At 72.2% G+C, this 25355-nt stretch carries 22 protein-coding genes, 1 pseudogene and 1 riboswitch; of the genes and pseudogenes, 11 read left to right on the top strand and 12 right to left on the bottom strand.

The features are described 5' to 3' along the window. The first annotated feature begins 17 nt into the window (after positions 1 to 17). The 5 genes and pseudogenes from ACH4KB_RS03770 (at position 18) to ACH4KB_RS03750 (ending at position 4845) form a co-directional block, all read left to right on the top strand. Positions 18 to 731 carry a glycerophosphodiester phosphodiesterase gene (locus ACH4KB_RS03770; RefSeq protein ID WP_398063197.1) on the top strand — a complete coding sequence of 238 codons (714 nt, stop codon included), beginning with the start codon at positions 18 to 20 and terminating at the stop codon, positions 729 to 731. 81 nt (positions 732 to 812) lie between these two features. Further along, on the top strand, positions 813 to 1610 hold the full coding sequence (locus ACH4KB_RS03765) for an SAM-dependent methyltransferase (RefSeq protein WP_398063195.1): 798 nt from the start codon (positions 813 to 815) through the stop codon (positions 1608 to 1610). Beyond that, a complete protein-coding gene (locus tag ACH4KB_RS03760; protein WP_398063193.1) occupies positions 1610 to 2830 on the top strand; it encodes a sensor histidine kinase in 1221 nt (406 codons plus the stop codon). Before ACH4KB_RS03765 ends, ACH4KB_RS03760 begins: the two co-directional genes overlap by 1 nt. 53 nt (positions 2831 to 2883) lie before the next feature. Next, positions 2884 to 3478, top strand: a pseudogene (locus ACH4KB_RS03755) (response regulator); the annotation flags it as partial. Between the two features lie 152 nt (positions 3479 to 3630). Next, positions 3631 to 4845: a serine hydrolase domain-containing protein gene (locus tag ACH4KB_RS03750; RefSeq protein WP_398063191.1), complete on the top strand. Its 1215-nt coding sequence runs from the start codon at positions 3631 to 3633 to the stop codon at positions 4843 to 4845. A gap of 201 nt (positions 4846 to 5046) precedes the next feature. Here the strand turns inward: ACH4KB_RS03750 and ACH4KB_RS03745 are convergent, their stop codons facing one another. Next, the gene (locus tag ACH4KB_RS03745; protein ID WP_398063189.1) at positions 5047 to 6210 is read right to left on the bottom strand and encodes a spermidine/putrescine ABC transporter substrate-binding protein; all 1164 of its coding nucleotides are present in this window, start codon (positions 6208 to 6210) and stop codon (positions 5047 to 5049) included. A gap of 168 nt (positions 6211 to 6378) precedes the next feature. Next, complete coding sequence (locus ACH4KB_RS03740) at positions 6379 to 7818, bottom strand: gamma-aminobutyraldehyde dehydrogenase (RefSeq protein WP_398063187.1); 1440 nt, start codon at positions 7816 to 7818, stop codon at positions 6379 to 6381. A gap of 177 nt (positions 7819 to 7995) precedes the next feature. Between ACH4KB_RS03740 and ACH4KB_RS03735 the strand changes: the two genes are divergently transcribed. The 4 genes from ACH4KB_RS03735 (at position 7996) to ACH4KB_RS03720 (ending at position 11947) form a co-directional block, all read left to right on the top strand. After that, a complete protein-coding gene (locus ACH4KB_RS03735; RefSeq protein WP_228923198.1) occupies positions 7996 to 8487 on the top strand; it encodes an Lrp/AsnC family transcriptional regulator in 492 nt (163 codons plus the stop codon). Continuing rightward, a complete protein-coding gene (locus tag ACH4KB_RS03730; RefSeq protein ID WP_398063185.1) occupies positions 8472 to 9851 on the top strand; it encodes an aspartate aminotransferase family protein in 1380 nt (459 codons plus the stop codon). Before ACH4KB_RS03735 ends, ACH4KB_RS03730 begins: the two co-directional genes overlap by 16 nt. Before the next feature lie 216 nt (positions 9852 to 10067). Continuing rightward, complete coding sequence (locus ACH4KB_RS03725) at positions 10068 to 10805, top strand: ABC transporter ATP-binding protein (protein ID WP_398063183.1); 738 nt, start codon at positions 10068 to 10070, stop codon at positions 10803 to 10805. Next, on the top strand, positions 10787 to 11947 hold the full coding sequence (locus tag ACH4KB_RS03720) for a hypothetical protein (RefSeq protein ID WP_398063181.1): 1161 nt from the start codon (positions 10787 to 10789) through the stop codon (positions 11945 to 11947). The genes ACH4KB_RS03725 and ACH4KB_RS03720 overlap by 19 nt, the downstream gene beginning before the upstream one ends. A gap of 50 nt (positions 11948 to 11997) precedes the next feature. On the opposite strand, the gene ACH4KB_RS03715 is transcribed toward ACH4KB_RS03720, so the two are convergent. From ACH4KB_RS03715 to ACH4KB_RS03705, 3 genes are all read right to left on the bottom strand, one after another. Further along, the gene (locus tag ACH4KB_RS03715) at positions 11998 to 12453 is read right to left on the bottom strand and encodes an SRPBCC domain-containing protein (RefSeq protein ID WP_018960709.1); all 456 of its coding nucleotides are present in this window, start codon (positions 12451 to 12453) and stop codon (positions 11998 to 12000) included. A 104-nt stretch (positions 12454 to 12557) separates the two neighbouring features. Next, complete coding sequence (locus tag ACH4KB_RS03710; RefSeq protein ID WP_398063179.1) at positions 12558 to 13889, bottom strand: glycosyltransferase; 1332 nt, start codon at positions 13887 to 13889, stop codon at positions 12558 to 12560. Beyond that, positions 13886 to 15238, bottom strand: a complete 1353-nt coding sequence (locus tag ACH4KB_RS03705; protein WP_398063177.1) for a hypothetical protein — start codon at positions 15236 to 15238, stop codon at positions 13886 to 13888. The genes ACH4KB_RS03710 and ACH4KB_RS03705 overlap by 4 nt, the downstream gene beginning before the upstream one ends. 141 nt (positions 15239 to 15379) lie before the next feature. Between ACH4KB_RS03705 and ACH4KB_RS03700 the strand changes: the two genes are divergently transcribed. Further along, positions 15380 to 16672, top strand: a complete 1293-nt coding sequence (locus tag ACH4KB_RS03700; RefSeq protein ID WP_398063175.1) for a sensor histidine kinase — start codon at positions 15380 to 15382, stop codon at positions 16670 to 16672. Next, positions 16666 to 17334: a response regulator gene (locus ACH4KB_RS03695; protein WP_398063173.1), complete on the top strand. Its 669-nt coding sequence runs from the start codon at positions 16666 to 16668 to the stop codon at positions 17332 to 17334. Before ACH4KB_RS03700 ends, ACH4KB_RS03695 begins: the two co-directional genes overlap by 7 nt. 65 nt (positions 17335 to 17399) lie before the next feature. On the opposite strand, the gene ACH4KB_RS03690 is transcribed toward ACH4KB_RS03695, so the two are convergent. The 7 genes from ACH4KB_RS03690 to pyrH all read right to left on the bottom strand — a co-directional run bounded on the left by ACH4KB_RS03690 (position 17400) and on the right by pyrH (position 25245). Beyond that, complete coding sequence (locus tag ACH4KB_RS03690) at positions 17400 to 18422, bottom strand: ABC transporter ATP-binding protein (protein WP_398063172.1); 1023 nt, start codon at positions 18420 to 18422, stop codon at positions 17400 to 17402. A 5-nt stretch (positions 18423 to 18427) separates the two neighbouring features. Continuing rightward, positions 18428 to 20053: an ABC transporter permease gene (locus tag ACH4KB_RS03685; protein ID WP_398063358.1), complete on the bottom strand. Its 1626-nt coding sequence runs from the start codon at positions 20051 to 20053 to the stop codon at positions 18428 to 18430. An 80-nt stretch (positions 20054 to 20133) separates the two neighbouring features. Then, positions 20134 to 21228 (bottom strand): thiamine ABC transporter substrate binding subunit, encoded by a 1095-nt coding sequence (locus ACH4KB_RS03680; RefSeq protein WP_398063170.1) that lies wholly within the window; start codon positions 21226 to 21228, stop codon positions 20134 to 20136. 81 nt (positions 21229 to 21309) lie between these two features. Next, positions 21310 to 21426: riboswitch (TPP riboswitch) on the bottom strand. 65 nt (positions 21427 to 21491) lie between these two features. Continuing rightward, positions 21492 to 22598 (bottom strand): 23S rRNA (adenine(2503)-C(2))-methyltransferase RlmN, encoded by a 1107-nt coding sequence (gene rlmN, locus ACH4KB_RS03675; protein ID WP_007452477.1) that lies wholly within the window; start codon positions 22596 to 22598, stop codon positions 21492 to 21494. A gap of 108 nt (positions 22599 to 22706) precedes the next feature. Beyond that, the gene (locus ACH4KB_RS03670) at positions 22707 to 23792 is read right to left on the bottom strand and encodes a phosphatidate cytidylyltransferase (protein ID WP_398063167.1); all 1086 of its coding nucleotides are present in this window, start codon (positions 23790 to 23792) and stop codon (positions 22707 to 22709) included. Next, positions 23792 to 24349: a ribosome recycling factor gene (frr, locus tag ACH4KB_RS03665; protein ID WP_018960718.1), complete on the bottom strand. Its 558-nt coding sequence runs from the start codon at positions 24347 to 24349 to the stop codon at positions 23792 to 23794. The genes ACH4KB_RS03670 and frr overlap by 1 nt, the downstream gene beginning before the upstream one ends. Before the next feature lie 122 nt (positions 24350 to 24471). Next, positions 24472 to 25245: a UMP kinase gene (gene pyrH, locus ACH4KB_RS03660; protein WP_398063165.1), complete on the bottom strand. Its 774-nt coding sequence runs from the start codon at positions 25243 to 25245 to the stop codon at positions 24472 to 24474. Positions 25246 to 25355 lie beyond the last annotated feature (110 nt).

Below are 25355 nucleotides of genomic sequence, written 5' to 3'. Positions count from 1 at the left end.
TCGTCGACAATGGCCCCATGGCCAACACCGTCACCAGCGTCACCGCCGTAGGACATCGCGGCGATCCGTATCTCGCGCGCGAGAACACCCTGCCCTCGATCCGCTCCGCCCTCGAACGGGGGGCGGACGCGGTCGAGATCGATGTGCGGGTGACCCGCGACGGGGTGCCCGTCCTGCTGCACGACGCGACGCTGGAGCGGCTGTGGGGCCACCACCGGCGGCTGGACCGGCTGGACCACGCGGAGCTGAAGGAGCTGACGGGCGGCGGGGTGCCCACGCTCCGCGAGGCGCTGCTCGCCGTCGGGGCGCACCGGGTGATGGTGGACCTGCCCGGCTCCACGGACGCCTCGGTGAAGAAGATCGTGGGTACGGTCCGGGAGTGCGGGGCGGGCGAGCGGGCGTACTACTGCGCGAGCGCGGACGCGATGCTGCGGGTGCGCGCCGCCGATCCGTCCGCCGAGATCGCCCTGACCTGGACCACGCTGGCCCCGCCGCGTCCGGAGCTGCTGGCCGCGGTGAGGCCGCGCTGGCTGAACTACCGCTTCGGCCTGGTGAGCCGGGAGCTGACGGACCGGGCGCACCGGGACGGGCTGCTCGTCTCCGCGTGGACGGCCGACACGAAGCGCACGATGCGCCGGCTGATCGAGCGGGGCGTCGACTCGATCACCACCAACCGGATCGACACGCTTCACCGGCTGCTGGCCAACTCGCCCGGTCGCGGCGGTTCTTGATCGGTCCGGCATGATGGGAGCCCCGCACCGCCCGCCGCCGCTCCGGGGCGCCGGGCCCTTGGTCATCGAGGAGCAGCTGTGATGGACCCCCGACCGCAGGCGGCCACCGCCCGGATACGTTCCGACGTCGCGCACAACGCCCGTGTGTGGAACTACTGGCTGGGCGGCAAGGACAACTACCCGGTGGACCGGGCGGTGGGCGACCGGGTGACGGGGATGTACCCGAGCATCGGTGAAGTGGCGCGCGCCGACCGGGCGTTCCTCGGCCGTGTGGTGCGCCATCTGGCCGGCGACGTGGGCATCGACCAGTTCCTCGACATCGGCACCGGGCTGCCGACCGTGAACAACACCCACGAGATCGCCCAGCACACCGCGCCGCACGCCCGCATCGTGTACGTGGACAACGATCCGATCGTGCTGGCCCACGCCCGTGCCCTGCTGACCAGTTCGCTGGAGGGCGCGACCGAGTACGTCGACGCGGACGCGCACCGCCCCGAGCAGATCCTGCGGGCCGCCGAGCCCACCCTGGACCTGGGTCGGCCGGTCGCGGTGATGATGCTCGGCATCCTGAACTTCGTGCTGGACGTGGACGAGGCGCGGTCCATCGTGCGGACGCTGATGGCGGCCGTGCCGTCGGGCAGCCATCTGGTGCTGACCCACCCGACGCTGGAGCTGGGCGGCGAGGGCAACGAGGCGGCGATGCGCTTCTGGAACGAGAACGCCACCCCGCCCATCACCGCCCGCAGCAGGGAGGAGTTCGCCGGTTTCCTGGACGGGCTGGAGCTCCTGGAGCCGGGAATCGTCTCCTGCTCCCGCTGGCGTACGAACCCGCGGGAGCCGGAGGTCGCGCAGTTCGGGGTGGTGGCCCGGAAGCCCTGATGCGTGCCCCGGGCCTGTCGGCACGGCTGCGCGGCCTGTCGGCACGGCTGCGCGCGCTGCCGGCGCGGCTGCGCGGGCCGCGGGCCGTCGATCTGTGGATCACGCTCGCGGTGCAGGCCGCGGTGACCATGCCGTTCGTCGTGCCGCGCGCACCGGACCTGCCGGAGGCGACGTGGGGCGCGTACGGTCTGACGACCCTGACCGTGCTGCCGCTGGTCGCCCGGCGCCTCGCGCCGGTCACCACGCTCCTGGCGGCGCTCGGGGGCGGCGCGCTGTACACGCTGGCCCTCGACGGTCCGGGCCAGCCGTTGCCGTACGCCGGGCTGGTGACGTTCTACACGGTCGCCGAACTGTCCCCGCCGCGCAAACGGCTGGCGGTCGCGGTGCTGGTCGGCGGGGCGGTGTTCCCGTCGGTGGCCTGGAACTCGGGCGAGGCGCGGGAGTTGCTGTTCTCGCTGTTCGTGTTCGGTGCCGCTTACGCCTTCGGGCGGCTCAGCCACACCCGCAAGGCCTATGTGGCGGCGGTGGAGGACCGGGCCCGGCAGGCGGAGCTGGGCCGGCGGATCGAGGCGGAGCGGGCCGCGGCGCGCGAACGGGCCCGGATCGCCCGGGAGATGCACGACATCCTGTCGCACGCGGTGAGTCTGATGATCGTGCAGGCGGAGGCCGGCCCGGTGGCGGTCCGGACCGCCCCCGAGCGGGCGGAGGCGGCGTTCGACGCGATCTCCGAGACGGGCCGGGACGCGATGGTGCAGCTGCGCCGGATGCTCGGGGTGCTGCGCGAGGACGGCCCCGGCCAGGCTCCCGCGCCCCGTTCGCCGCAGCCGGGGCTCGCGGAGCTGCCGGCTCTGCTGGCGCGGGTGCGCGGCGGCGGCCCGGAGGTCGTCGTGACGACGACCGGGACGGTACGCGCGTTGCCGCAGGACACCGGGGCGACCGTGTACCGGATCGTGCAGGAGGCCCTGACGAACGTCGTCAAGCATGCGCGGGCCGACCGCGTGGACGTGGAACTGAGCTATGCGGAAGATGAGTTGACGATCGCGGTGCGGGACGACGGGCAGGGGCCCGGGGCCACCCAGGGGCTCGGGCTGATCGGGCTCGGGGAGCGGGCCGCCGCGCACGGCGGCACGGTGCGGGCCGGTGGCGGCCCCGGCGGCCGGGGCTTCGAGCTGGTCGTCGGGCTGCCGCTCGCGCCCGGGGCGGAAGGGGTGCGGAGGTGACGGTCCGGGTGGTGGTCGCGGACGACCAGGAGCTGGTGCGCAGCGGTTTCGCGATGATCCTGGACGCCCAGCCCGACATCGAGGTGGTGGCGGAGGCGGGGGACGGAGCACAGGCCGTGGCGGCGGTGCGGCGGCTGCGGGCGGACGTGGCGCTGCTGGACATCCGGATGCCGGTGCTGGACGGCATCGCGGCGTGCCGGGAGATCGCCGCCGAAGGGGGCTGCCGGACGGTCATGCTGACCACGTTCGACGCGGACGAGTACGTGTACGAGGCGTTGCACGCGGGCGCGAGCGGCTTTCTGCTGAAGGACGTGCGCCGGGATGATCTGGTGCACGCGGTGCGGGTGGTGGCCGGCCGGGGAGTCGCTGGTCGCCCCCTCGGTGGCACGGCGGCTGATCGCCGAGTACACCTCCCGCCCGGCGGGCCGGCCCGCGCCGTCGGCCGGCCTGCTGGAAGTCCTGACCGTACGGGAGCGGGAGACCCTGCTGCACCTGGCGCGGGGCCTGTCCAACGCGGAGATCGCGGCGGCGCTCGTGGTGAGCGAGCACACGGTGAAGACGCATGTGAGCAACGTGCTGTCCAAGCTGGGGCTGCGCGACCGCATCCAGGCCGTCATCTGCGCCTACGAGACCGGGCTCGTGGCTCCCTCGGCCGGGTGAGCCACCGGCGCTCCCTCCCCCGGCCGGGGGAGCGAGCCCCCCGCCGAGGACCGCCCGGGCGGGCGATCCGCTGCGGGCGCCGGGTCAACAGGATGGAGTCCACGAGCAGTTGACGACGTTCTCTCCCTCGGAGGCTTCCGGTGAACAGATCCGCCCGCACGCTCCTGGCCACCGCCCTGGTCCTCACCATCGCCTGCGGGGCGGCCGGGCCCGTGTCCGCGAGCGCCTCCGCCGACGCCACTCCGGGCTCCCGCCCGCCGGCCTCCGGGGCGCCCCGGGCCCAGGACGCCCCGGACGGCCGAGCCCTGCGCACCGCGATCGACGGCCTGCCACGCCAGGACGCCGTCGCCGCGCTCGTCCGGGTCGGCGGTACCGGCGGGGCGTGGCGCGGCAGCGCCGGTGTGCACGATCTGCCCTCGGGCCGGCCTGCGGATCCGGCGGGCCGCTTCCGCGCCGGATCAGTGACCAAGGTGTTCACGGCGGCCACGGTGCTGCAACTGGCGGGCGAGCGGAAGCTGTCCCTGGAACGCACCGCCCGGCACTATCTGCCGGACCTGATCCCGGCCGCGTACGGTGAGGTGACCGTACGCCAGTTGCTCGACCACACCAGCGGCATTCCCGCCGCGGACCTGCCGGGCACGAATCTGGACGAGTGGTACGCGCACCGCTTCGACGTCCACACCCCGCGCTCCATGGTGGCCTCCGCGACGGCGAAGGAGCGGGAGTTCGCGCCGGGCGCCAACCAGCACTACCTGAACATCAACTACACGGTGCTGGGGTTGCTGATCGAGCGCGTCACCGGGCACGCGTACGCGCGCGAGGTGTCGGATCGGATCCTGCGCCCGCTCGGCATGCGGTCCACGTACTTCCCCGGCGCGGACCCCACGATCCGCGGCCCGCACAACCGGGGCTACCAGGTGTTCGCGACGCCGGAGGGGGACGACGAGCTGCGGGATGTCACGGTGTGGGGGCCGACCGACGGGTGGGCGGCCGGGGACATCATCTCGACCACCGCCGATCTGGAGCGCTTCACCACCGCCCTGTTCGGCGGGCGGGTGGTGCGCGGGCCGCTGCTGGAGGAGATGTTCACGCTGCCCGACGCCTCGGTGCGCACCTACGGCTCCGGGAAGCCTGCGCGGTTCAGCGCCGGCCTCTCGGTGCTCACCCTGGGGGGCCGCCAGGTGTGGGGCAAGACGGGCGGCCGCTGGGGGTACAACACGGCGGTGGCGGCCACCCGCGATCTCTCCCGCACGCTGGTCTACAGCGTCGGCGCGACGGACGCGAAGGGGAAGGACATGAACGCCACAGCGATGGGCATCGTGGTGGCCGCCTTCGGACCGCCGCCGGCCGCGTGAGCCGGCCGGGTGAGTCGGCCGCGTAAGCCCGGCCGCGTGAGCCGGTCGCGGCCCCGCGAACGCCCGCCCGCGCACGACCGAGGCCGTCAGGCGCTCGCCGGGACGGCCGCCGGGGTCGCGGTGGCCGCCTGCTCCAGTGCCTTGAGACGCATGATCATGCGGCGGACGATCAGCAGCGGGATGACGGGGACCGGGTGGGCTTCACAAGCCGACGATGGAATTCCACTTCTTGGCGAAGTCCATCCGTTCCTCGGAGGTGATGTCGCGGGCGATGGCGAGCCGCTCGCGCATCGCGCCGTCGGGGAAGATCAGCGGGTCCTCGGCGAGTGCGGCCGTCTCCTCGTCCTTCGAGGAGGCCAGGACGTCCCGGGCGGCGGGAACCGGGCAGACGTAGTTGACCCAGGCAGCGAGTTCGGCGGCGACCTCGGGGGCGTAGTAGTGGTCGATCAGCCGCTCGGCGTTGCGCTTGTGGCGGGCGAGGTTGGGGATCATCAAGGACTCCGCCCACAGTTCGGCGCCCTCCTCGGGGACGACGAACTCGATGTCGGGGTTGTCGGCCTGGAGCTGGATGACGTCGCCGGAGTACGCCTGGCAGGCGAGCACGTCGCCGGTGGCGAGGTCCTTGATGTAGTCGTTGCCGGTGAAGCGGCGGATGTGCTTCGAGCGGACCCGCTTCTGTGTCTGTTCGCAGATCTCGTGGAAGTCGTCGGCCGTCCAGCGGGTGATGTCGACGCCGTTGCCCTGCATGAGCAGCGCGAACGACTCGTCGAGCCCGGAGAGCAGGGTGACCCGGCCCCGGAGGTCGTCCGCCCACAGGTCGCCGGTGGACCGGAGCTCGCGGCCGAGCTTCTTGCGGTTGTAGGCGATGCCGGTGATCCCGGACTGCCAGGGGACGCTGTGGCGCCGCCCCTCGTCGAAGGCGGGCTCACGCAGCAGCGGGTCGAGGTACTTGCCGACGTTGGGCTGCCCCGCGCGGTCCATCTCCTGGACCCAGCCGAGCCGGACGAAGCGGGCGGCCATCCAGTCGCTGATGACGATCAGGTCCCGGCCGGTCTCCTGGTGGTTCATCAGCGCGGGGCTGATCTTCCCGAAGAACTCGTCGTTGTCGTTGATCTCCTCGGTGTACGTGACGGAGATCCCGGTCCGCTGCGAGAAGGCGTCCAGAGTGGGCCGCTTCGACTCGTCGTCGTCGTCGGTGTCGATGTAGAGCGGCCAGTTGGCGAAGTGCAGGGTGTGGTCGGTGGCGGAGCGGTCGCGGCCGGCCCGGTCGCCGGGTTCGACGAAGGCCGCGGGCACCCCGCAGCCGGCCAGGGTGGCGCCGGCCGCTCCCGCCCCGAGGGCGCGCAGCAGGGAACGGCGGGACATGGGGTTCTTCCTGATCGCTCGCACCCGCGCAGAATGCCGGTCGCCGGTCACCCGGACAATGGACCAAGCGTCCAGCGGGGCGGGCCCGCCCCGCACACCTTGTACAGAGGTGGCACGTGCACGGCCCCGGACCGAAGCCCGGGGCCGTGCACGGTCACAGCGAAGCCGTCAGTCCTCGATGGACGTCATGACGTGCTTGATACGGGTGTAGTCCTCGAAGCCGTACGCGGAGAGGTCCTTGCCGTAGCCGGACTTCTTGAATCCGCCGTGCGGCATCTCGGCGACCAGCGGGATGTGGGTGTTGATCCACACGCAGCCGAAGTCGAGGTTCTTGGACATGCGCATGGCGCGGGAGTGGTTCGTCGTCCACACCGAGGAGGCGAGCGCGTACTCGACGCCGTTGGCGTACGTGACGGCCTGGTCCTCGTCGGTGAAGGACTGGACGGTGATGACGGGTCCGAAGACCTCGTTCTGGATGATCTCGTCGTCCTGCTTCAGGCCGGAGACGACGGTCGGGGCGTAGAAGTAGCCCTTGTCGCCGACCCGGTGGCCGCCCGCCTCGACCTTGGCGTGGGCGGGGAGCCGCTCGATGAAGCCGCTCACCTGCTTGAGCTGGTTGGCGTTGTTGAGCGGGCCGTACGCCACGTCCTCGTCGTCCGGCTGCCCGGTCTTCGTGTCGGCGGCGGCCTTGGCGAGCGCGGTGACGAACTCGTCGTGGATCGACTCGTGGACCAGGACGCGGGTGGCGGCCGTACAGTCCTGGCCCGCGTTGAAGAAGCCCGCCTCGGAGACGCCCGCGACGGTCTTGACGATGTCGGCGTCGTCGAAGACCACGACGGGCGCCTTGCCGCCGAGCTCCAGGTGGACCCGCTTGACGTCCTTGGCCGCGGACTCGGCGACCTGCATGCCCGCCCGTACCGAACCGGTGATGGACGCCATCGCCGGGGTCGGGTGCTCGACCATGGCACGGCCGGTGTCCCGGTCGCCGCACAGGACGTTGAAGACGCCCTTGGGCAGGATCTGCCCGATGATCTCGGCCATCAGCACGGTCGACGCCGGGGTGGTGTCGGACGGCTTGATGACGACCGTGTTGCCCGCGGCGAGCGCCGGGGCGAACTTCCAGACGGCCATCATCATCGGGTAGTTCCACGGCGCGACCTGGGCGCAGACCCCGACCGGCTCGCGGCGGACGATGGAGGTCAGACCCTCCATGTACTCGCCGGCCGAGCGGCCTTCGAGGAGTCGTGCGGCCCCTGCGAAGAAGCGGATCTGGTCCACCATCGGCGGGATCTCTTCACTGCGGGTGAGACCGAGCGGCTTGCCGGTGTTCTCCGACTCGGCGGCGATCAGGTCCTCGGCCCGCTCCTCGAACGCGTCCGCGATCTTCAGCAGGGCCTTCTGGCGCTCGGCGGGCGTGGTGTCGCGCCAAGCGGGGAAGGCCGCCGCGGCGGCCTCCATGGCGGCATCGACGTCGGCCTGACCGGAGAGCGGTGAGGTCGCGTAGACCTCTTCCGTCACCGGGCTGACCACATCGATGGTCCGCCCGTCCGCGGCGTCCCGGAACTCTCCGTTGATGTAGTTGCGCAGACGGCGCACCTCGGTGGTCACAACCACCCCTCCTGTCGGCTGTCCGATGGGTGAGACGTCCACCCTAATCGTTCCGGTGACGCTTTCGACATACCCACCCGCCCCTAACTTCGGATTCAGTCAGATCCAGGCACCCAGACAACGAATTTCATCGATTCGGGGTTGCGAGACAGACGAGGAGCGGTGCATGGTGGGGGCGTGGCCAGTCGCAGCGCAGACTCCAGGACCGGGAACGGATCACCGCCAGCGGTCGATGCCGTCTCCCTCGCAATCATCCAGCAGCTCCAGGAGGACGGACGGCGTCCGTACGCCGCGATCGGCAAGGCCGTAGGCCTCTCCGAAGCGGCTGTGCGCCAGCGCGTCCAGAAGCTGCTCGACCAGGGCGTGATGCAGATCGTCGCCGTCACGGACCCGCTCACCGTGGGATTCCGGCGCCAGGCGATGGTCGGCATCAACGTCGAGGGCGACCTCGACCCGGTGGCCGAGGCCCTGTCGGCCATGGCCGAGTGCGAGTACGTGGTGATGACCGCGGGCTCCTTCGACCTGATGGTGGAGATCGTCTGCGAGGACGACGACCACCTGTTGGAGATGATCAACAAACGCATCCGGACCCTTCCCGGAGTGCGCTCCACCGAGAGCTTCGTCTACCTCAAGCTCAAGAAGCAGACCTATATGTGGGGAACCCGATAGCCGTGAGCAAGGACCTCAGCCGAACCGCGTACGACCACCTGTGGATGCACTTCACCCGCATGTCGGACTACGAGAACGCGCCCGTTCCCACCATCGTGCGTGGCGAGGGAACGTACATCTTCGACGACAAGGGCAAGCGCTACCTGGACGGTCTCTCCGGCCTGTTCGTGGTCAACGCCGGTCACGGTCGTCACGAGCTCGCCGAGACGGCGTACAAGCAGGCCCAGGAGCTCGCCTTCTTCCCGGTGTGGTCCTACGCCCACCCGAAGGCCGTCGAACTGGCCGAGCGTCTCGCCGACTACGCCCCGGGCGACCTCAACAAGGTCTTCTTCACCACCGGTGGCGGCGAGGCCGTCGAGACCGCCTGGAAGCTGGCCAAGCAGTACTTCAAGCTCAAGGGCCAGCCGACCAAGTACAAGGTCATCTCGCGTGCCGTCGCCTATCACGGCACCCCGCAGGGCGCGCTGTCCATCACCGGCCTCCCGGCCCTGAAGGCCCCCTTCGAGCCGCTGGTCCCCGGCGCGCACAAGGTGCCGAACACCAACATCTACCGCGCCCCGCTCTTCGGCGACGACCCGGTGGCCTTCGGCCGCTGGGCCGCCGACCAGATCGAGCAGGAGATCCTCTTCGAGGGCCCCGAGACCGTCGCGGCCGTCTTCCTGGAGCCCGTGCAGAACGCCGGCGGCTGCTTCCCGCCGCCGCCCGGCTACTTCCAGCGGGTCCGCGAGATCTGCGACAAGTACGACGTGCTGCTCGTCTCCGACGAGGTCATCTGCGCCTTCGGCCGGCTCGGCACCATCTTCGCGTGCGACAAGTTCGGCTACGTGCCGGACATGATCACCTGCGCGAAGGGCATGACCTCGGGCTACTCCCCGATCGGCGCCTGCATCGTCTCGGACCGGATCGCGGAGCCGTTCTACGAGGGCGGCAACACCTTCCTGCACGGCTACACCTTCGGCGGCCACCCGGTCTCCGCCGCGGTGGGCATCGCCAACCTCGACATCTTCGAGCGCGAGAACCTCACCCAGCACGTCCTCGACAACGAGAACGCCTTCCTGACGACCCTCCAGAAGCTGCACGACCTGCCGATCGTCGGCGACGTCCGCGGCAACGGGTTCTTCTACGGCATCGAGCTGGTGAAGGACAAGGCCACCAAGGAGACGTTCACCGACGAGGAGACCGAGCGCGTCCTGTACGGCTTCCTCTCCAAGGCGCTGTACGACAACGGCCTGTACTGCCGGGCCGACGACCGCGGCGACCCGGTCATCCAGCTCGCCCCGCCGCTGATCTCCGACCAGTCGACGTTCGACGAGATCGAGGGCATTCTGCGGGCCGTGCTCACGGAGGCCTGGACGAAGCTCTGACCGACACCAGGTCCCCCGGCTGATCGTCCACCGACGGTCATTTCATACGGTTCTCCGGCCCGGATACGCCCCTTCGAGTGACAAGGGGCGTATCCGGGCCGCGTGCTGTGCGCCCACACCGGTCCGACTATCTACGGTGCCGAGTGACCGATCGGCCGCGTCTTCGTTCCCCCGTACGGGGGAACGGGAAATCTGACCTGAACCGAGGTGTACGCCATGGTGGCCCCGCCGGACAACGACGTGATCTGGGCGCGTTCCCTGCACCACTCCCACAACGGATCGCCCGGTCTCGGCGGTGTCTCCCTCGGTGTCCGGGACGCCGAGATCCTCGCCGTGACCGGCCCGCGCGGCAGCGGGAAGACCACGCTGCTGCACTGCCTCTCGGGCCGGCTCGTGCCCCAGGAGGGGGAGGTCTGGTTCAACAGCGTCCCCGTCCACACCATGGCCCCCCGGGTCCGCGAACAGCTGCGCCGCGAGCGCTTCGGCTGGATCACCTCCGACCCGGAGCTGGTCCCGGAGCTGACCGTCTGGGAGAACACCGCGCTGCCCCTGCTGCTGCGCGGCGTCTCGCACCGGGCCGCCAGGAAGGCGGCCGGGGAGTGGCTGGAGCGCCTGGACATCGCCGCCTACGCCAAGAAGCGGCCGCACGCGCTCCTCCAGGCGCAGCGCCAGCGGGTCTCGGTGGCCCGTGCCCTCTGCGGCGCACCGACCGTGATCTTCGCCGACGAGCCCACCGCGACCCTGCACCGCGCGGACCGCACGCAGGTGCTGCGCACCCTGACCACGGCGGTCCGCTCGCACGGCATCACCGTCGTGCTGGCGACACACGACGCCGAGGTCGCCGCGCTCGCCGACCGGACCGTCCCGCTGCTGGACGGCCGCTGCGTCGCCACCGGTACCGTGCCCGCGAAACCGGAAGCGGAGGGCCGCGCGGCGTGCTCGCTCTCCGTCTAGCCCGCGGGTCCCATCCCCTCGTCCTGGTCCGGCGGCTGCTGGTGGCCGCCGCCTCGGCCGGCGTCGGGTTCCTCCTCCTGTGCGCCCTCGGGTACGCCGCCGCGCACCCGGCGTCCGCCGGTTCGGTGCTGCGGCTGCTGTGGTGCTTCGTCCCGCTGGCCGCCACGGTGCAGTTCGCCGTGGCGGTGGCCCGGACCGACCCGAGCACCCGGCCCCGGCCGGGCCTCTCCTCCGTGGGCCTCGGCCCGGTCCGGCTGTCCGCGCTGGCCGCGGTCTCCACCGCCGTCTCCACCACGCTCGGCTCCATGGTGGCCCTGCTCTTCTTCCTCCATCTGCGCGGCGACCTCACCGGGATGCCGTTCGACGGGGGCGCCGCGGAGTTCCTCGGCGCGGGCAGCCCGCTGCCGCTGGCCGCCGCGCTGATGCTGCTGGCGCTCGTACCGGTGACCGCGTCGACGGCGAGCGCGCTGGCGCTGCGGACGCGGCCCGACCCGGCCCGGGACACCTTCGGCTCCGAGGAGCTGCCGGAGCCCGCACCCGCTCCGGCCGGACTCCCCTGGGGGGTGGCGCTGACGGCTGCCGGACTCGCGGTCGAGGCGATCGCGTCACGGGGTGCCGCGGGGAGCGCGTTCCCGCTGCCCGGACGGTACGACTCCACCCCGGTGGCCGTACTGATCGGGTGGACGCTCACCGCTGTCGGCCTGGCGATGGCGGGACCGAGCCTGACCTATCTGTGCGGGCGCGCGCTGCAGGCCATGCGCCCCGGTGCCGTACGGCTGCTGGCGGGGCGGGTCCTGATGGACGAGGCGCGCCGGATCGGCCGCCCGCTCGGGGTCGTCTGCGCGGTGCTGTCCGCGGCGATCGCCGCTTCGGCGCTGTACGGAGGCGACGAGCGCCCGTACGGCCCGCTCACCGCGCTCGGCGCGGTACTGGTCCTCGGCTGTACGACGGCGACGCTGCTGACCTCGGCGCTGGAGGCCAAGCACGCCCGCGCCCACACGGTCGATGCGCTGCTCAGGATGGGCGCCCCGGCCGCCGTGCTGCGCCGGGCGACGGCGCTGCGGGCGGGCGCGCTGCTGGCCCTGTTCGCCCCGCTGACGTGGGTGATCGCGCAGTTGGCGGCGCTTCCGCTGACGAAGTGAACCGCCGGCGGCTCCCTCCCGGAGGTCCGGGGACGGGAGCACCGGCCGGCTCAGGGATGGGTGGCGAGGCGGGCGGCCAGGGCGTCGAAGAAGGCCTCCCAGCCGTCCTCCGCCGCCGCGTACTGCTCGGGGGTGAGGTTGCCGCCGCGCTGCTGGAAGGCCAGCTCGGTGGTCCCGTCGCCGAGGTCGCTGAAGGTGACGGTGACGATCTCGCCCTCGGCGTCCTCCGGCGCGGAGGCGTCCTTGAGCGTGAGGACGAGCCCGTCGGGCTCGCTCACCTCGCGGTAGATCCCGTGGAAGGGCATTTCCACGCCCGGCATCACGATGACCAGGCTCCACGCCCCGCCCGGCCGTACGTCCATCGCCACCCGGTCCAGGGGGACGTCCGCCTCTCCCCCGTACCAGGCGGCGAAGTCCTCCGGTGAGGTCCAGGCGGCGAAGACGCGCTGCTGAGGGGCGTGCAGGACACGGGTGAGGTCGATGCCCTCGCGGGTGCCACCGGTCATGATCACGGTCCTTGTCCGATCCGGCCGTCCCGCGCGGCCGGAGCGCCGGGCGCGGGATTGTCCGCCTCCAGCTTGCCCGGCCCACCGCCGCCCTGCCACGCCGGTCAGGGGGCCAGCAGCCCCGCGAGGGTCTCGTACGCCTGCTCCCACCCCCACGCCTCGCGGACCCACGCCCGGCCCTTCTCCCCCATCGCCCGGGAGCCCGCCCGGTCCCGCAGCAACGCGACGAGCCGGTCCGCGACGGCGGCGACGTCGCGCCCGTCGACCACGTGCCCCGTCTCCCCGTCCCGCACGGTGTCCGGTGCGCCGCCCGAGTCGCCGACGAGGACCGGCAGCCCGGAGGCGGCGGCCTCCAGGAAGACGATGCCCAGCCCCTCCACCTCCAGGCCCCGCCTGCGGGTGCGGCACGGCATCGCGAAGACGTCGCACGCCGCGTAGTGCTCCGGCATCGCCGCGTGCGGCTGCCCGCCCGCGAGGACCACCGCGTCCGCGACCCCGGTGTCCGCGGCGAGCCGGCGCAGGGCCCGGGCGTAGGGTCCGTCGCCGGTCAGCAGGAGCACGGCGTCGGGCACCGCGCGCCGCACGGCGGGCAGGGCGCGGATCAGGGTGTCCTGGCCCTTGCGCGGGACGAGCCGCGCCGCGCAGAGGATCACGGGCCCCCCGCCCAGGCCGTACCGCTCGCGGACGCCACCCGCCGGAGCCCGTACGCCGTCCCGCGCCCCGGACCGTACGCCGTCCCGCGCCTCGTCCCGCACGGCATCGCGCGGCCACTTCCGTACGGCATCGGGCTCCTCGACCCGTACGGCATCGCGCGGCCACTTTCGTACGGCTTCGCACGCCTCGTCCCGCACGGCATCGCGCGGCCACTCCCGTACGGCTTCGCGCGCGGCCTCATCCCGTACGCGGAACGCCTCCGCGTCCACCCCGGGCGCCAGGCGCACCATGCGGCGGGCGGCGGCCGGGCCGAGTGCGGCGGCGATGGGCGCGCGGGTCGCCTCGCCCAGGTAGGTCACCGTGTCGGTGCGGTCGCCGATCCGCCGGAGCAGGGCCCGGGCCCCGGGCGTGCGGGCCCACCACACCTCGTGCCCGTGCGTCGTGGCGACGGCCCGCCGCACCCCGCTCTCCCGGCGCAGCCGGTCCGCCAGGAGCCCGAGCGGTGCGGCGGCCCCGAACCAGACGCTGTCGCAGCCGTGGTGGCGGGCGATGTCCACCGCGCGGGCGGCGACGCGCGGGACCGGGAGCAGGGTGCGGGCCGGGTCGCGGACCACGGGGTGGGGCAGGGCGGCGTCATGGGCGGCCGCCCCGGGTTCGGCGGAGGTGTAGACGACGACGGAGTCCGTGGGGAACCGGCTGGTCATGGCATGGACGAAGGTCTCGATGCCGCCCTGGCGCGGCGGAAAGTCGTTGGTCACCACGAGGGTGCGCCGGCGCGTCATCGGGAGGCCTGCTTCCGTCGGCGTACGAGTTGGCGTACGGGGTCACCCACGAGTTCGCGCACCCGTTCACGTACGCGGCGGGGGTGGGCGGGTGGTTGCCGGGCGAGGGCCCAGGCCGCGAGGACCAGCGGGTGCACCAGATAGCCGAACCGGGTCGCGGGCATGAAGGCGATGGCCAGGAGCAGTCCGATGGCGAGCCGCACGGCGGCGGCCGACGCCGTCGCCGGGGGCCGGACGAGCAGGGAGACGGCGAGGAGCAGGGCGCTCACCCCGAGCAGCAGGAGCGTCAGGATCCGGCCGCCGGGGAGCTGGGTGGCGAGCAGATGGCCGGGGAGCGGGCTGGCGGCGGACGAGACCGCTCCGGTCAGCCCGAGGGGGAAGTCGACGACATGGGTCCGGAAGGCTCCCGGGGCACGCAGCGCGGCGGGCAGGACGAACGCGGCGGCGGTGAGCAGGGCGGCGAGCCCGCAGCGCAGAGCGGCGCGACCCCCTTGCCGGCCGTCGTCTCCGAGGGCGGCGCGACTCCCCCGGCGGCCCTCGTCTCCGAGCGCGGTGCCACTCCCCCGGCGACCGTCGTCTCCGAAGCCCGCGCCGCTCCCCCGCCGGCCGTTGCCGGAGGCCGTGGCGAGCAGGGCGAGGGCCACCGGCACCGCCGGCCACGCGGTCCACTTGAGTGCTGCGGCCAGACCGAGCGCCAGCCCGGCCCGGCCGGGCCGCCCCTGTCCCGCTCCGGCCAGCCCCAGGCACATCAGCCCGGCCACCGGCAGATCGACGCCGCCGACCGCGAGCGGCAGTGCCACCAGGGGGCAGGCGGCGATCCACCGGGACGGTTCGCGGCGGGCCCCCGCCGGGAGGGCGAGGGTGAAAGCGCCGAGGAAGGCGGCGCCCATCCACAGCCGGGGGTCGGTGAGCGGCCCGGGCCCGGCCAACGCCTCCGGGATCCCGAAGGCCGCCATGCCCGGGAGGTACGGGTTGAAGTCCTCGGGCACGGTGGGCCGTTCGGGATAGGGCGTGCCCTCGGAGAGCAGGAGCCCCGCCGAGCGGGCGACGACGTCGACCTCCAACTGCGCCCGATCCACGGCGAGAAGGACCAGCAAGGGCAGCAGCACCGCGCCGGTGACCGCGACGGTCCCCGCCGTACGGGGGCTCCGCCCGCGGGCCGCGAGCACCGCGGCGGCCGTGTAGCCGAGTGCCGCGGCGGCTCCCCAGACCCGGTGCGGGCCGAGCGAGGAGAAGGTCCCGAGCGCCAGGGCGGTGGTTGCGCAGAACGCCCACCAGGCCGCGTCGCCGGGCCGCGCGGGACGGTCCCGGTACAGGTCGGAAGGGGTGCGGAGCGCGAATGTGGCCATGCGTCCGAGGCTAGGAACGGACCGTTCACGGAACGTCACACCACCGTCCGGTCCTTGAGGTCAACCCGTGGCATGAGACGGCGCCGCGAATTCCACCCCCGCTCCGATGCGCCGGCCCGCCGGGTGACGAAGAATCTCGGTATGACGCGCACCGTCCCGCCGGACCGCCCGGCCCCCGCCACGGCCGACGCCACCGCCACCGTTGGCGCCGCCGGCGCCGCCCTGCCGGCGGACCGGGGCATCCGGCGACGGTTCCGGCACTGGACAGCGGAGCCCGCGTACGCCTGGCTCACCGGGGCCGCGCTGACGCTCTTCGCGGTGGTGGAGCTGGCCGTCGTGCCGGGTTCGGCGATCACGGCCTTCGGGGTGCTGGTCTGCACGGCCTCGCTGGCCCTGCGGGCGACGCGGCCCGCCGTGGGGTTCCTGACCGTGGGCGCGGCCCTCCTCAGCTTCGCCACCGACGGCAACATGGCGTACGCGACCATCGCCGGCTCCCTGATCGGCTGCTACACGCTCGGGCGGCACCGGGTTCAGCATCCGGCGGTGCTCGTGCTGGCCGGTTCCCTGGCCGCGCTGGCCGTCAATCTCGTGCACATCGACCGGTGGGCCCGGGACGGCTCCCCCGGGCTGCCCGCGCTCCAGGGCACCGACCGGTTCAGCCTGGGGCTGTACGCCGAGACTCTGGTGCTGACCGTGATGGTCCTGGGCGCGGTGAGCACGGGCGACGCGGTGCGGGCCCGCGAGGAGACCCGGCACACCCGGGCCGCCGCGCAGTCCCGGCTGCTGGCGATGGAGCGGCGGCAGGCGGCCGAGGCGGAACGGGCTGCGATCGCACGGGAGTTGCACGACATGATCGCGCACTCGGTGTCGGTGATCGCGGTGCGGGCCGAAAGCGCCACGTACACGACCCCGGACCTCTCGCCCCCGGCACGGGACGCCTTCCAGGAGATCGCGGGCACGGCGCGGTCCTCGATGGCGGAGCTGCGACGGCTGCTCGGGGTACTGCGGACGGGCGACGGGGCCGAGACGGCCACCCCGCTCACCGCCCCGCAGCCCTCGCTGGCCGGTCTCGACGACCTCCTCGAACAGCATCGGGCGGTGGGCGGCGCCGCCGAACTGCGGGTCACCGGCGAGCGGGCCCCACTGCCCGCGTCCTGGGAGCTGTCGGCGTACCGGATCGTCCAGGAGGCGCTGACGAACGCCCGACGGCATGCCCCGGGTGCGCACACCGTCGTGGAAATCCACTACAGTCCGGGCCTGTTGACGGTCCGCGCGACGGACGACGGGCCAGGCCCCGCTCCCTCCGGCAGCTCCGGACGGCAGGGGCACGGGCTGGTGGGCATGGCCGAACGGGCCGCCCTGCTCGGCGGGGGACTCACCGCCGGCCGGGGCCCGGCCGGCGGCTTTCTCGTGGAGGCGGAGCTGCCGTGGTGATCCGGGTACTGGTGGCCGACGACCAGGCAGTCGTGCGGACGGCGTTCGCCGGCCTGCTGAACACCCAGGACGACATCGACGTGGTCGGGGAGGCGGAGGACGGCGAGCAGGCCGTGCTCAGGGCGGCCGAACTACGGCCCGACGTGGCGCTGTTGGACATCCGGATGCCCAAGCTCAGCGGCATCGACGCGGCGCGCGGCATCGTCGCGACGTCGGGCGGGGCGACGAGGGCACTGATGCTGACGACGTTCGGCCTGGACGAGTACGTGTACGACGCCCTCACCGCCGGAGCCAGCGGATTCCTGCTCAAGGACGCGACCTTCCCCGAACTGCTGCACGCGGTACGGGTGGTGGCAGACGGCCACGCCCTGCTGGCACCCGAGATCACCGGGCGGCTCATCGCGGAGTTCACCCGGCAGCGGGTCAGCGCTCCCCCGCCGCGCTCGGTCGACGGACTGACCGCGCGCGAGGCGGAGGTGCTCGTCCTGATCGCGCGGGGCCTGTCCAACGCGGCCATCGCCGACCGGCTGACCATCACCGACCACACGGTGAAGACCCACATCAACCGGCTGTTCGCGAAGATGGGGCTGCGGGACCGGGCGCAGGCGGTGATCCTGGCGTACGAACTGGGGCTGGTGGTGGCGGGGACCCGGCAGCCTTAGCGGCCGGCGGGTCCCGGCGACCATGGCGGGCGGCGGAAGCGGGGTGGCGGCGACCGCTCGTCCCCTCACTCCGCCGCCAGCACCACCGTCTCCGCCGCGTCGAAGCGGACGCCCACGACCGCACCCTCGTCCGGGGTGTCCCGCAGGGCGCACTCGGCCTCCAGCACCGGCGCGTTCTCGGGTGTCAGGCGTACGGTCACGTGGTTCCCCCGGAAGGTGCGGACACCGACCGTGCAGCGCAGGCCGTCCTCGGGCGCGCCGATCAGGACGCCGGCGGGCCGGACCAGCAGATCCACCTCGCCCTGCGAGGAGCCCTCGGGCACCGGGACCTTGCCCCAGGCGGTGGCGGCGGCCGGGCCGGTCACGGTCGCCGGGGTGACGTTGTCGAAGCCGAGGAACCGGGCGACGAACGCGGAGGCGGGGCGCTGCCAGACGTCCAGCGGGCCGCCTTCCTGCGCGATCCGGCCGTCCCGCATCACGACGACCCGGTCGGCGAGCGCGAACGCCTCGCCCTGGTCGTGTGTGACGGCCAGCACGGTGGTGCCCAACTCCTGGAAAAGGGCGCGCAGTTCGACGACCAGCCGTTCGCGGAGGCTGCGGTCGAGCTGGCCGAGCGGCTCGTCCAGCATCAGGAGCTTCGGGCGCGGGGCGAGCGCGCGGGCCAGCGCGACGCGCTGCTGCTCACCTCCGGACAGCGCGGCGACCGCGCGGCGTTCGGCGCCGGGCAGACCGACCAGCTCCAGCAGCTCGCGGACCCGGTGCCCGGTCTCGGCCCGCCCGACGCCGTGCATCCGGAGCCCGAAGGCGACGTTGGCGCCGACGTCCCGGTGCGGGAAGAGCTGGTGGTCCTGGAACATCAGGCCGAGGCCGCGCCGGTGCACCGGGACGCCGCTCTGGTCCTGTCCGGCCAGCAGGACCCGGCCGCCGTCCATGGGCTGGAGCCCGGCGACGGCCCGGAGCAGGGTGGACTTCCCACTGCCGCTGGGACCGAGCAGGCAGACGATCCGGTGGTCGGCGACCTCCAGGTCGACCGCGTCCAGCGCCGTCCGCTTCCCGAACCGCACGGTGGCTTCCCGCAAGCTCAGCATGTCGTTCAGAACTCCCCGGATCGGTCGGTGCGGATACGTTCGAGAAGCAGCAGCGACACCGCGCACACCAGCATCAGGATCGTGCTGAGGGCCATCGCCTGCCCGTAGTTGAGCTCCCCCGACCGGCCCAGCAGCCGGGCCACGGCGACCGGCAGGGTCGGGTTGTCCGGCCGCGCGATGAAGACCGTCGCGCCGAACTCCCCGAGGGAGACGGCGAAGGCGAAGCCCGCCGCGACCAGCACCGCCCGCCGCACCAGCGGCAGATCGACCTCCCGCCAGGCCCGCAGCGGGGAGGCCCCCAGCACGGCGGCGGCCTCCCGCAGCCGGTCGTCGACCGCGCGCAGCACGGGCAGCATGGTCCGTACGACGAAGGGGACGCCGACCAGCGCCTGCGCCAGCGGGACCAGGATCCAGGAGGTCCGCAGGTCGAGCGGCGGCTCGTCCAGGGTGATCAGGAAGCCGAAGCCGACGGTGACGGCGGACACCCCGAGCGGCAGCATGAGCAGCGCGTCGAAGCCGCGGACCAGCGGCCCGGCCCGCCGGGTCAGGGCCGCCGCCGCGAGGCCTCCGACGACGAGAGCGATGAGCGTCGCGACGAGCGCGTACCGCAGGGAGTTGCCGACGGCCTCCAGCGGCGGGACCAGGAAGGTGGAGGAGCCGCCGGACCCGGCCGACTGGAGGGCCCGGTAGTAGCCGAAGCCGTATCCGTCGGTCCCGTCCGCTCCGTCGAACGAGCGCTCCACCAGCACCCCGAGCGGCAGCAGGATCAGCAGCAGCGCGGTGAGCAGGACACCGCCGAGCAGCGCCCACTGCCCGGCGCCGCGCGGCCGGCGGGAGGTCTGGGCCGGGTCGACGAGCTTCAGCGCCCGCTCCCGGCGGCGTACGGTCACGGCGTGCACGGCGAGGACCGCACCGACCGCGGCGAACTGCACCAGGGTCAGCACGGCGGCCGTCGGCAGGTCCAGCAGTTGCGCGGTCTGCCGGTAGATCTCCACCTCCAGGGTGGCGTAGGCGGGTCCGCCGAGGATCTGTACGACGCCGAAGGAGGTGAAGGTGAAGAGGAAGACCATCAGCGCGGCGGCGGCGACGGCCGGGGCGAGCGCGGGCAGCGTCACCCGGCGGAAGGCGGCGAACCGTCCGGCGCCGAGTACCCGGGCGGCCTCCTCCTGCCGGGGGTCCAGCTGGGACCAGAGCCCGCCGACCGTCCGCACGACCACGGCGTAGTTGAAGAAGACGTGGGCCAGGAGGATCGCCCACACGGTGGTGTCCAGCCGGACGCCCCACAGTTCGTCGAGGAGCCCGCCCCGCCCCAGCAGCGCCAGGAACGCGGTGCCGACGACGACGGTGGGCAGCACGAACGGCACCGTGACGACCGCCCGCAGCAGCTGCTTGCCGGGGAAGTCGAACCGGGCGAAGACATACGCCCCGGGCAGGGCGATCAGCAGGGTGAGCGCGGTCGAGGCGAGGGCCTGCCAGGTGGTGAACCAGAGGACGTCGAGGATGTCCGGGCGGGCCAGCACCTCGCCGATCCGCCCGAACTGCCAGTCGCCTCCGGCCTTGAGCCCGCGGCCGACGATCGCGGTCACGGGATAGGCGAAGAACACCGCGAAGAACGCGACGGGCACGGCCATCAGGCCGAGCCGCAGCGCGGCCCCGCGCCGCCCGGGCCCGCGTCGGGCCCGGGCGGCCTCGGCGGTCTTCGCCCCGGGCTCTACTTCAGGACCAGCGACTGCCACGACTGGATCCACTGCTCACGGTTGGCGCTGATCTTCTCGGGCGCGACGGTGGGAGGCGTGTCGATCTCCTCGCCGAACTTCGTGAACAGCTCGGGAAGGGTCGCGTCCTTCACGACCGGGTTCACGAACATGTTCAGCGGCATGTCCTCCTGGAACGTCTTGCTGATCATGAAGTCCAGCAGTGCCTTGCCGCCCGCCTCGTTCTTCGCCCCGGTCAGCAGTCCGGCGTACTCGGTCTGCCGGAAGCAGGTGCCGGTGGCGACCCCGGTGGGGGCCTCCTTGGGCTGCGGGTCGGCGTAGAGCACCTCGACGGGCGGGCTGGAGGCGTAACTGACGACGAGCGGCCGGTCGGCGCCTGTCTTCTTGCCGCCCGCGGAGCCGGAGAACTCCTCGTTGTAAGCCTGCTCCCAGCCGTCGACGACCTTGACGCCGTTGGCCTTCAGCTTCTTCCAGTACGCCTCGTAGCCGTCCTCGCCCTGGGCGGCGATGGTCCCGAGGAGGAAGCCGAGGCCGGGCGAGGAGCTCGCGGCGTTCTCGGTGACGAGGAGGTTCTTGTACGCGGGCTTCAGCAGGTCCTCGAAGGTCTTCGGCGGGGCGAGCTTCTTGTCGGCGAAGTACTTCTTGTCGTAGTTGACGCAGATGTCGCCGGTGTCGACGGGCGTGACCCGCCTCTTCTCGTCCGTCTGCGTGTCCGCCGCGACCGTGTCCAGGCCCTTGGCCTCGTACGCGGTGAACAGGCCGTTGTCGAGGGCGCGGGAGAGCAGGGTGTTGTCGACGCCGAAGAAGACGTCGCCGCGCGGGGAGCCCTTGGTGAGGATCTCCTGGTTGAGCGCGGCCCCGGCGTCGCCGCTCTTGAGGATCTCGACCTTGTAGCCGGTCTCCTTCGTGAACGCCTTCAGCACCTTGTCCGAGACGTTGAAGGAGTCGTGGCTGACCAGGGTGACGGTCTTGGAGGCCGGGCCCTTGGACTCCCCGGAGCCGGCGGAACCGTCGTCGCCGCAGCCCGCGAGCAGCGTGACGCCGAGAGCGGCGGCGAGCGCGGTCGCCGCGTACTTCGTGGTGGTGTTCATGTGATTCCTCCTGGAGGTGACCAGGAAGAGACGCGGCCCCGCCCGCTGTCCGGCGAACCGGAAGCGGGCAGGGCGCAACAGCTTGAGTAAGGTCCGAACTTCCTACCCGGAATGACCCGGGCGAGGTTCAGAGGGTCTGCGGCCAACCTGTCCTTGGTGCCGCACTCTCAGCGCTGTGGCGCTCCCCTGTCGGAATATGAAGTTGATTTCGGGCCCAGGCTACACCGGCGGATTTCGGCCGCCCGTCCGGTGTCCGGGCGAGGCTAGCGCTCGGAGGCCGCCAGCTGCCCGCAGGCCCCGTCGATCTCCTGACCGCGGGTGTCCCGGACGGTGACGGGCACGCCGTGGGCCGCGATGGCCTCGACGAACGCCTTCTCGTCCTCGGGCCGCGAGGCGGTCCACTTCGAGCCGGGCGTGGGGTTCAGCGGGATCAGGTTGACGTGCACCCGCTTGCCCTTGAGCAGCCGGCCGAGCCGGTCGCCCCGCCATGCCTGGTCGTTGATGTCCCGGATCAGGGCGTACTCGATGGAGATCCGCCGGCCGGACTTCTCCGCGTACTCCCAGGCGGCGTCCAGCACCTCGCGGACGTTCCACCGGGTGTTGACGGGGACAAGCGTGTCGCGCAGCTCGTCGTCCGGGGCGTGCAGCGAGACGGCGAGCCGGCACTTGAAGCCCTCGTCGGCGAAGCGCAGCATGGCCGGGACGAGGCCCACGGTGGAGACGGTGATCCCGCGCTGCGAGAGGCCGAGACCGTCCGGCTCCGGGTCGGTGAGGCGACGGATCGCGCCGACCACGCGGTTGTAGTTGGCGAGCGGCTCGCCCATGCCCATGAAGACGATGTTGGACAGCCGCGCGGGCCCGCCGGGCACCTCGCCGTCGCGCAGGGCGCGCATGCCGTCGACGATCTGGTGCACGATCTCGGCGGTCGACAGATTGCGGTCGAGGCCGGCCTGCCCGGTGGCGCAGAAGGGGCAGTTCATACCGCAGCCGGCCTGCGAGGAGATGCACATCGTGACGCGGTCGGGGTAGCGCATCAGGACGGACTCGACGAGCGTCCCGTCGTGCAGCTTCCACAGGGTCTTGCGCGTGGTGTCGTCGTCGCAGCTGATGTGCCGCATCACGGACATCAGGTCGGGGAACAGCGCCTCGGCGAGCTTCTCCCGCGATCCGGCCGGGATGTTCGTCCACTCGGCCGGGTCGTGCGCGTACCGCGCGAAGTAGTGCTGCGAGAGCTGCTGGGCGCGGAACGGCTTCTCACCGGTCGCGGCGACCGCTTCCTTGCGCTCTGCGGGCGTGAGGTCGGCGATGTGCCGCGGCGGCTTCTTGGATCCGCGGGGCGCGACGAAAGTGAGTTCTCCGGGCTTAGGCATGGTTCATCCAGTGTCGCAGACAGACGGGCGAGGGCCCGCCGCCCTGTGGACGACGGACCCTCACTCGTGAAACGTGCAGGTGAGACGGGTGCCGTGGTGCCGAGGCGGTCAGCCGGAGCCGACGAACAGCACCAGCAGCAGCCAGACGACCGGCGCGGTCGGCAGGAGCGAGTCCAGCCGGTCCATGATGCCGCCGTGGCCGGGGAGCAGGGTGCCCATGTCCTTGATCCCGAGGTCCCGCTTGATCATGGACTCGCCCAGGTCGCCGAGGGTGGCGCTGGCCGCGACCGCGAGGCCGAGCAGCAGTCCCTGCCACCAGGCGCCGTCGTCGATCAGGAACTCCATGCACAGCGCGCCGGCGACCATCGCGAAGGCGACCGCTCCGAACAGGCCCTCCCGGGTCTTCCCGGGGCTGATGCGCGGGGCGAGCTTGTGCGTGCCGAAGCGCCAGCCGACCGCGTACGCCCCCGTGTCGCTGACCACGGTGAGGATCAGGAAGGTCAGGACCCGCCACGAACCGTCGTCCGCCGCCAGCATCAGGGCGACGAAGGTGGCCAGGAAGGGTACGTAGAACGCCGCGAAGACCCCGGCCGTGACGTCCTTGAGATACCCGTCGGGCGGCTCGGTCATCCGCCAGACCAGCACCGCGAGAGCGGTCAGGGCCATCGCGATCCAGGCGCCCTCGGGACCTCGCGCGTAACCCGCGACGACCATCGCGGCTCCGCCGACGGCCAACGGCACCAGGGGCGCCTTGATGTCCTTGCGTTCCTGGAGGCGGGAGGTCAGCTCCCAGAGGCCGACGACGACCGCGGCCACTATCACGCCGACGAAGGCGGCCTTCACGATGAACAGCGAGACGCCGATGACGGCGCCGAGACCCACGGCCACCCCTATGGCGGCACGCAGATCACGCCCCGCGCGCTTCTTCTGCGGCGGGGGCGGCAGCGGGGTGGACATGGGCTCCTGCGGCTTCTCGTCACGGAACAGGGGGCCGCTGACGTGAGCGGCTTCCCTGTCCCGGTCCTCGCGGCTCTGTGCGTCTCTACCTGCGTCGGGAACGTCCGGCACGTTGGGCATGGGCCGAGTCTGCTGGGCGCCATGCACATCGTGGGCCGGACCCGCCGGGGCAGCCCTCATCTCAGGCGTGCCCCAGTAACCGGCTCCTTGCGGGGCGCCCCAGGAAGAGTCGTTCATCAGACTTCGAGCAGCTCGGCTTCCTTGTGCTTGAGCAGCTCGTCCACCTGCGCGACGTACTTCGCGGTGGTGTCGTCAAGCTCCTTCTCGGCGCGGCGCACCTCGTCCTCGCCGGACTCCTTGTCCTTGACGAGCTTGTCGAGGGTCTCCTTGGCCTTGCGGCGGATGGAGCGAATCGAGATCTTGGAGTCCTCGGCCTTGGTCTTGGCGACCTTGATGTACTCCTTGCGGCGGTCCTGGGTGAGCTCGGGGAACGTCACCCGGATGATATTGCCGTCGTTGCTCGGGTTGACGCCGAGGTCGGAGTCACGGATCGCCTGCTCGATGTTGCGCAGCGCGGTCTTGTCGAACGGCGTCACGACGGCCATCCGCGCCTCGGGAACCGAGAACGAGGCCAGCTGGTTGATCGGGGTCAGCGCGCCGTAGTAGTCGGCGACGATCTTGTTGAACATCGCCGGGTGCGCACGGCCGGTACGGATCGCGGCGAAGTCCTCTTTCGCGACGACAACGGCCTTCTCCATCTTCTCCTCGGCCTCGAGGAGGATTTCTTCGATCACCACGTGCTCCTGCGTGTCTTGGGTGGGCCAGGCGTCGTCATCGCCTGGCCCTGCGGGTCCTGCGTCGCGTCCTCACCTGCACGGTGTCCGACCGGCAGGCCGTTGTCCATCCTGGGGGGCCGTCAGGCCCGGGTGCTCTCGTCGCTCACGAGCGTGCCGATCTTCTCACCCTTGACCGCGCGAGCGATATTGCCCTCGGTGGTCAGCTCGAAGACGAGGATCGGGAGCTGGTTGTCGCGGCAGAGCGTGATGGCGGTGGCGTCGGCGATCTTCAGATTGCGGGTGATCACCTCGCCGTACTCCAGTGCGTCGAACTTCACCGCGTCGGGGTTGGCCCTCGGGTCGGAGTCGTAGACCCCGTCCACGCCGTTCTTCCCCATGAGCAGCGCCTCGGCGTCGATCTCCAGGGCACGCTGGGCGGCGGTGGTGTCGGTGGAGAAGTACGGCATGCCCATACCGGCGCCGAAGATCACCACGCGCCCCTTCTCCAGGTGCCGTACGGCGCGGAGCGGGATGTACGGCTCGGCGACCTGGCCCATGGTGATGGCGGTCTGGACGCGCGAGTCGATGCCCTCCTTCTCCAGGAAGTCCTGGAGCGCCAGGCAGTTCATGACGGTGCCGAGCATGCCCATGTAGTCGGACCGCGCGCGGTCCATGCCGCGCTGCTGGAGCTCGGCGCCGCGGAAGAAGTTGCCTCCTCCGATGACCACCGCGATCTGGGCGCCGTCGCGTACGACGGCGGCGATCTCGCGGGCGATGGTGTGCACGACGTCGGGGTCGACGCCCAGACCGCCGCCGCCGGCGAATGCCTCACCGGAGAGCTTCAGCATGAAGCGTCCGGAACCCTTGTCGTCGCGCTGGTCGTCGGCCTGAATGGCGTCCGCGCCCTTGTCCATGGAAATTCTCCTCGTGCACATACGAAGAAGGCCATTGCCGGTGGGTCTGGTGTCCCTACAGCGGCAATGGCCTCCTCGTCAGATCTGCGGTCGTCCGGCGTGGGTGCGGC

It is taken from the genome of Streptomyces sp. NPDC017520, assembly GCF_044329855.1.
Lineage (GTDB): Bacteria > Actinomycetota > Actinomycetes > Streptomycetales > Streptomycetaceae > Streptomyces.
This window is presented reverse-complemented; position numbering and strand designations above follow the sequence as displayed.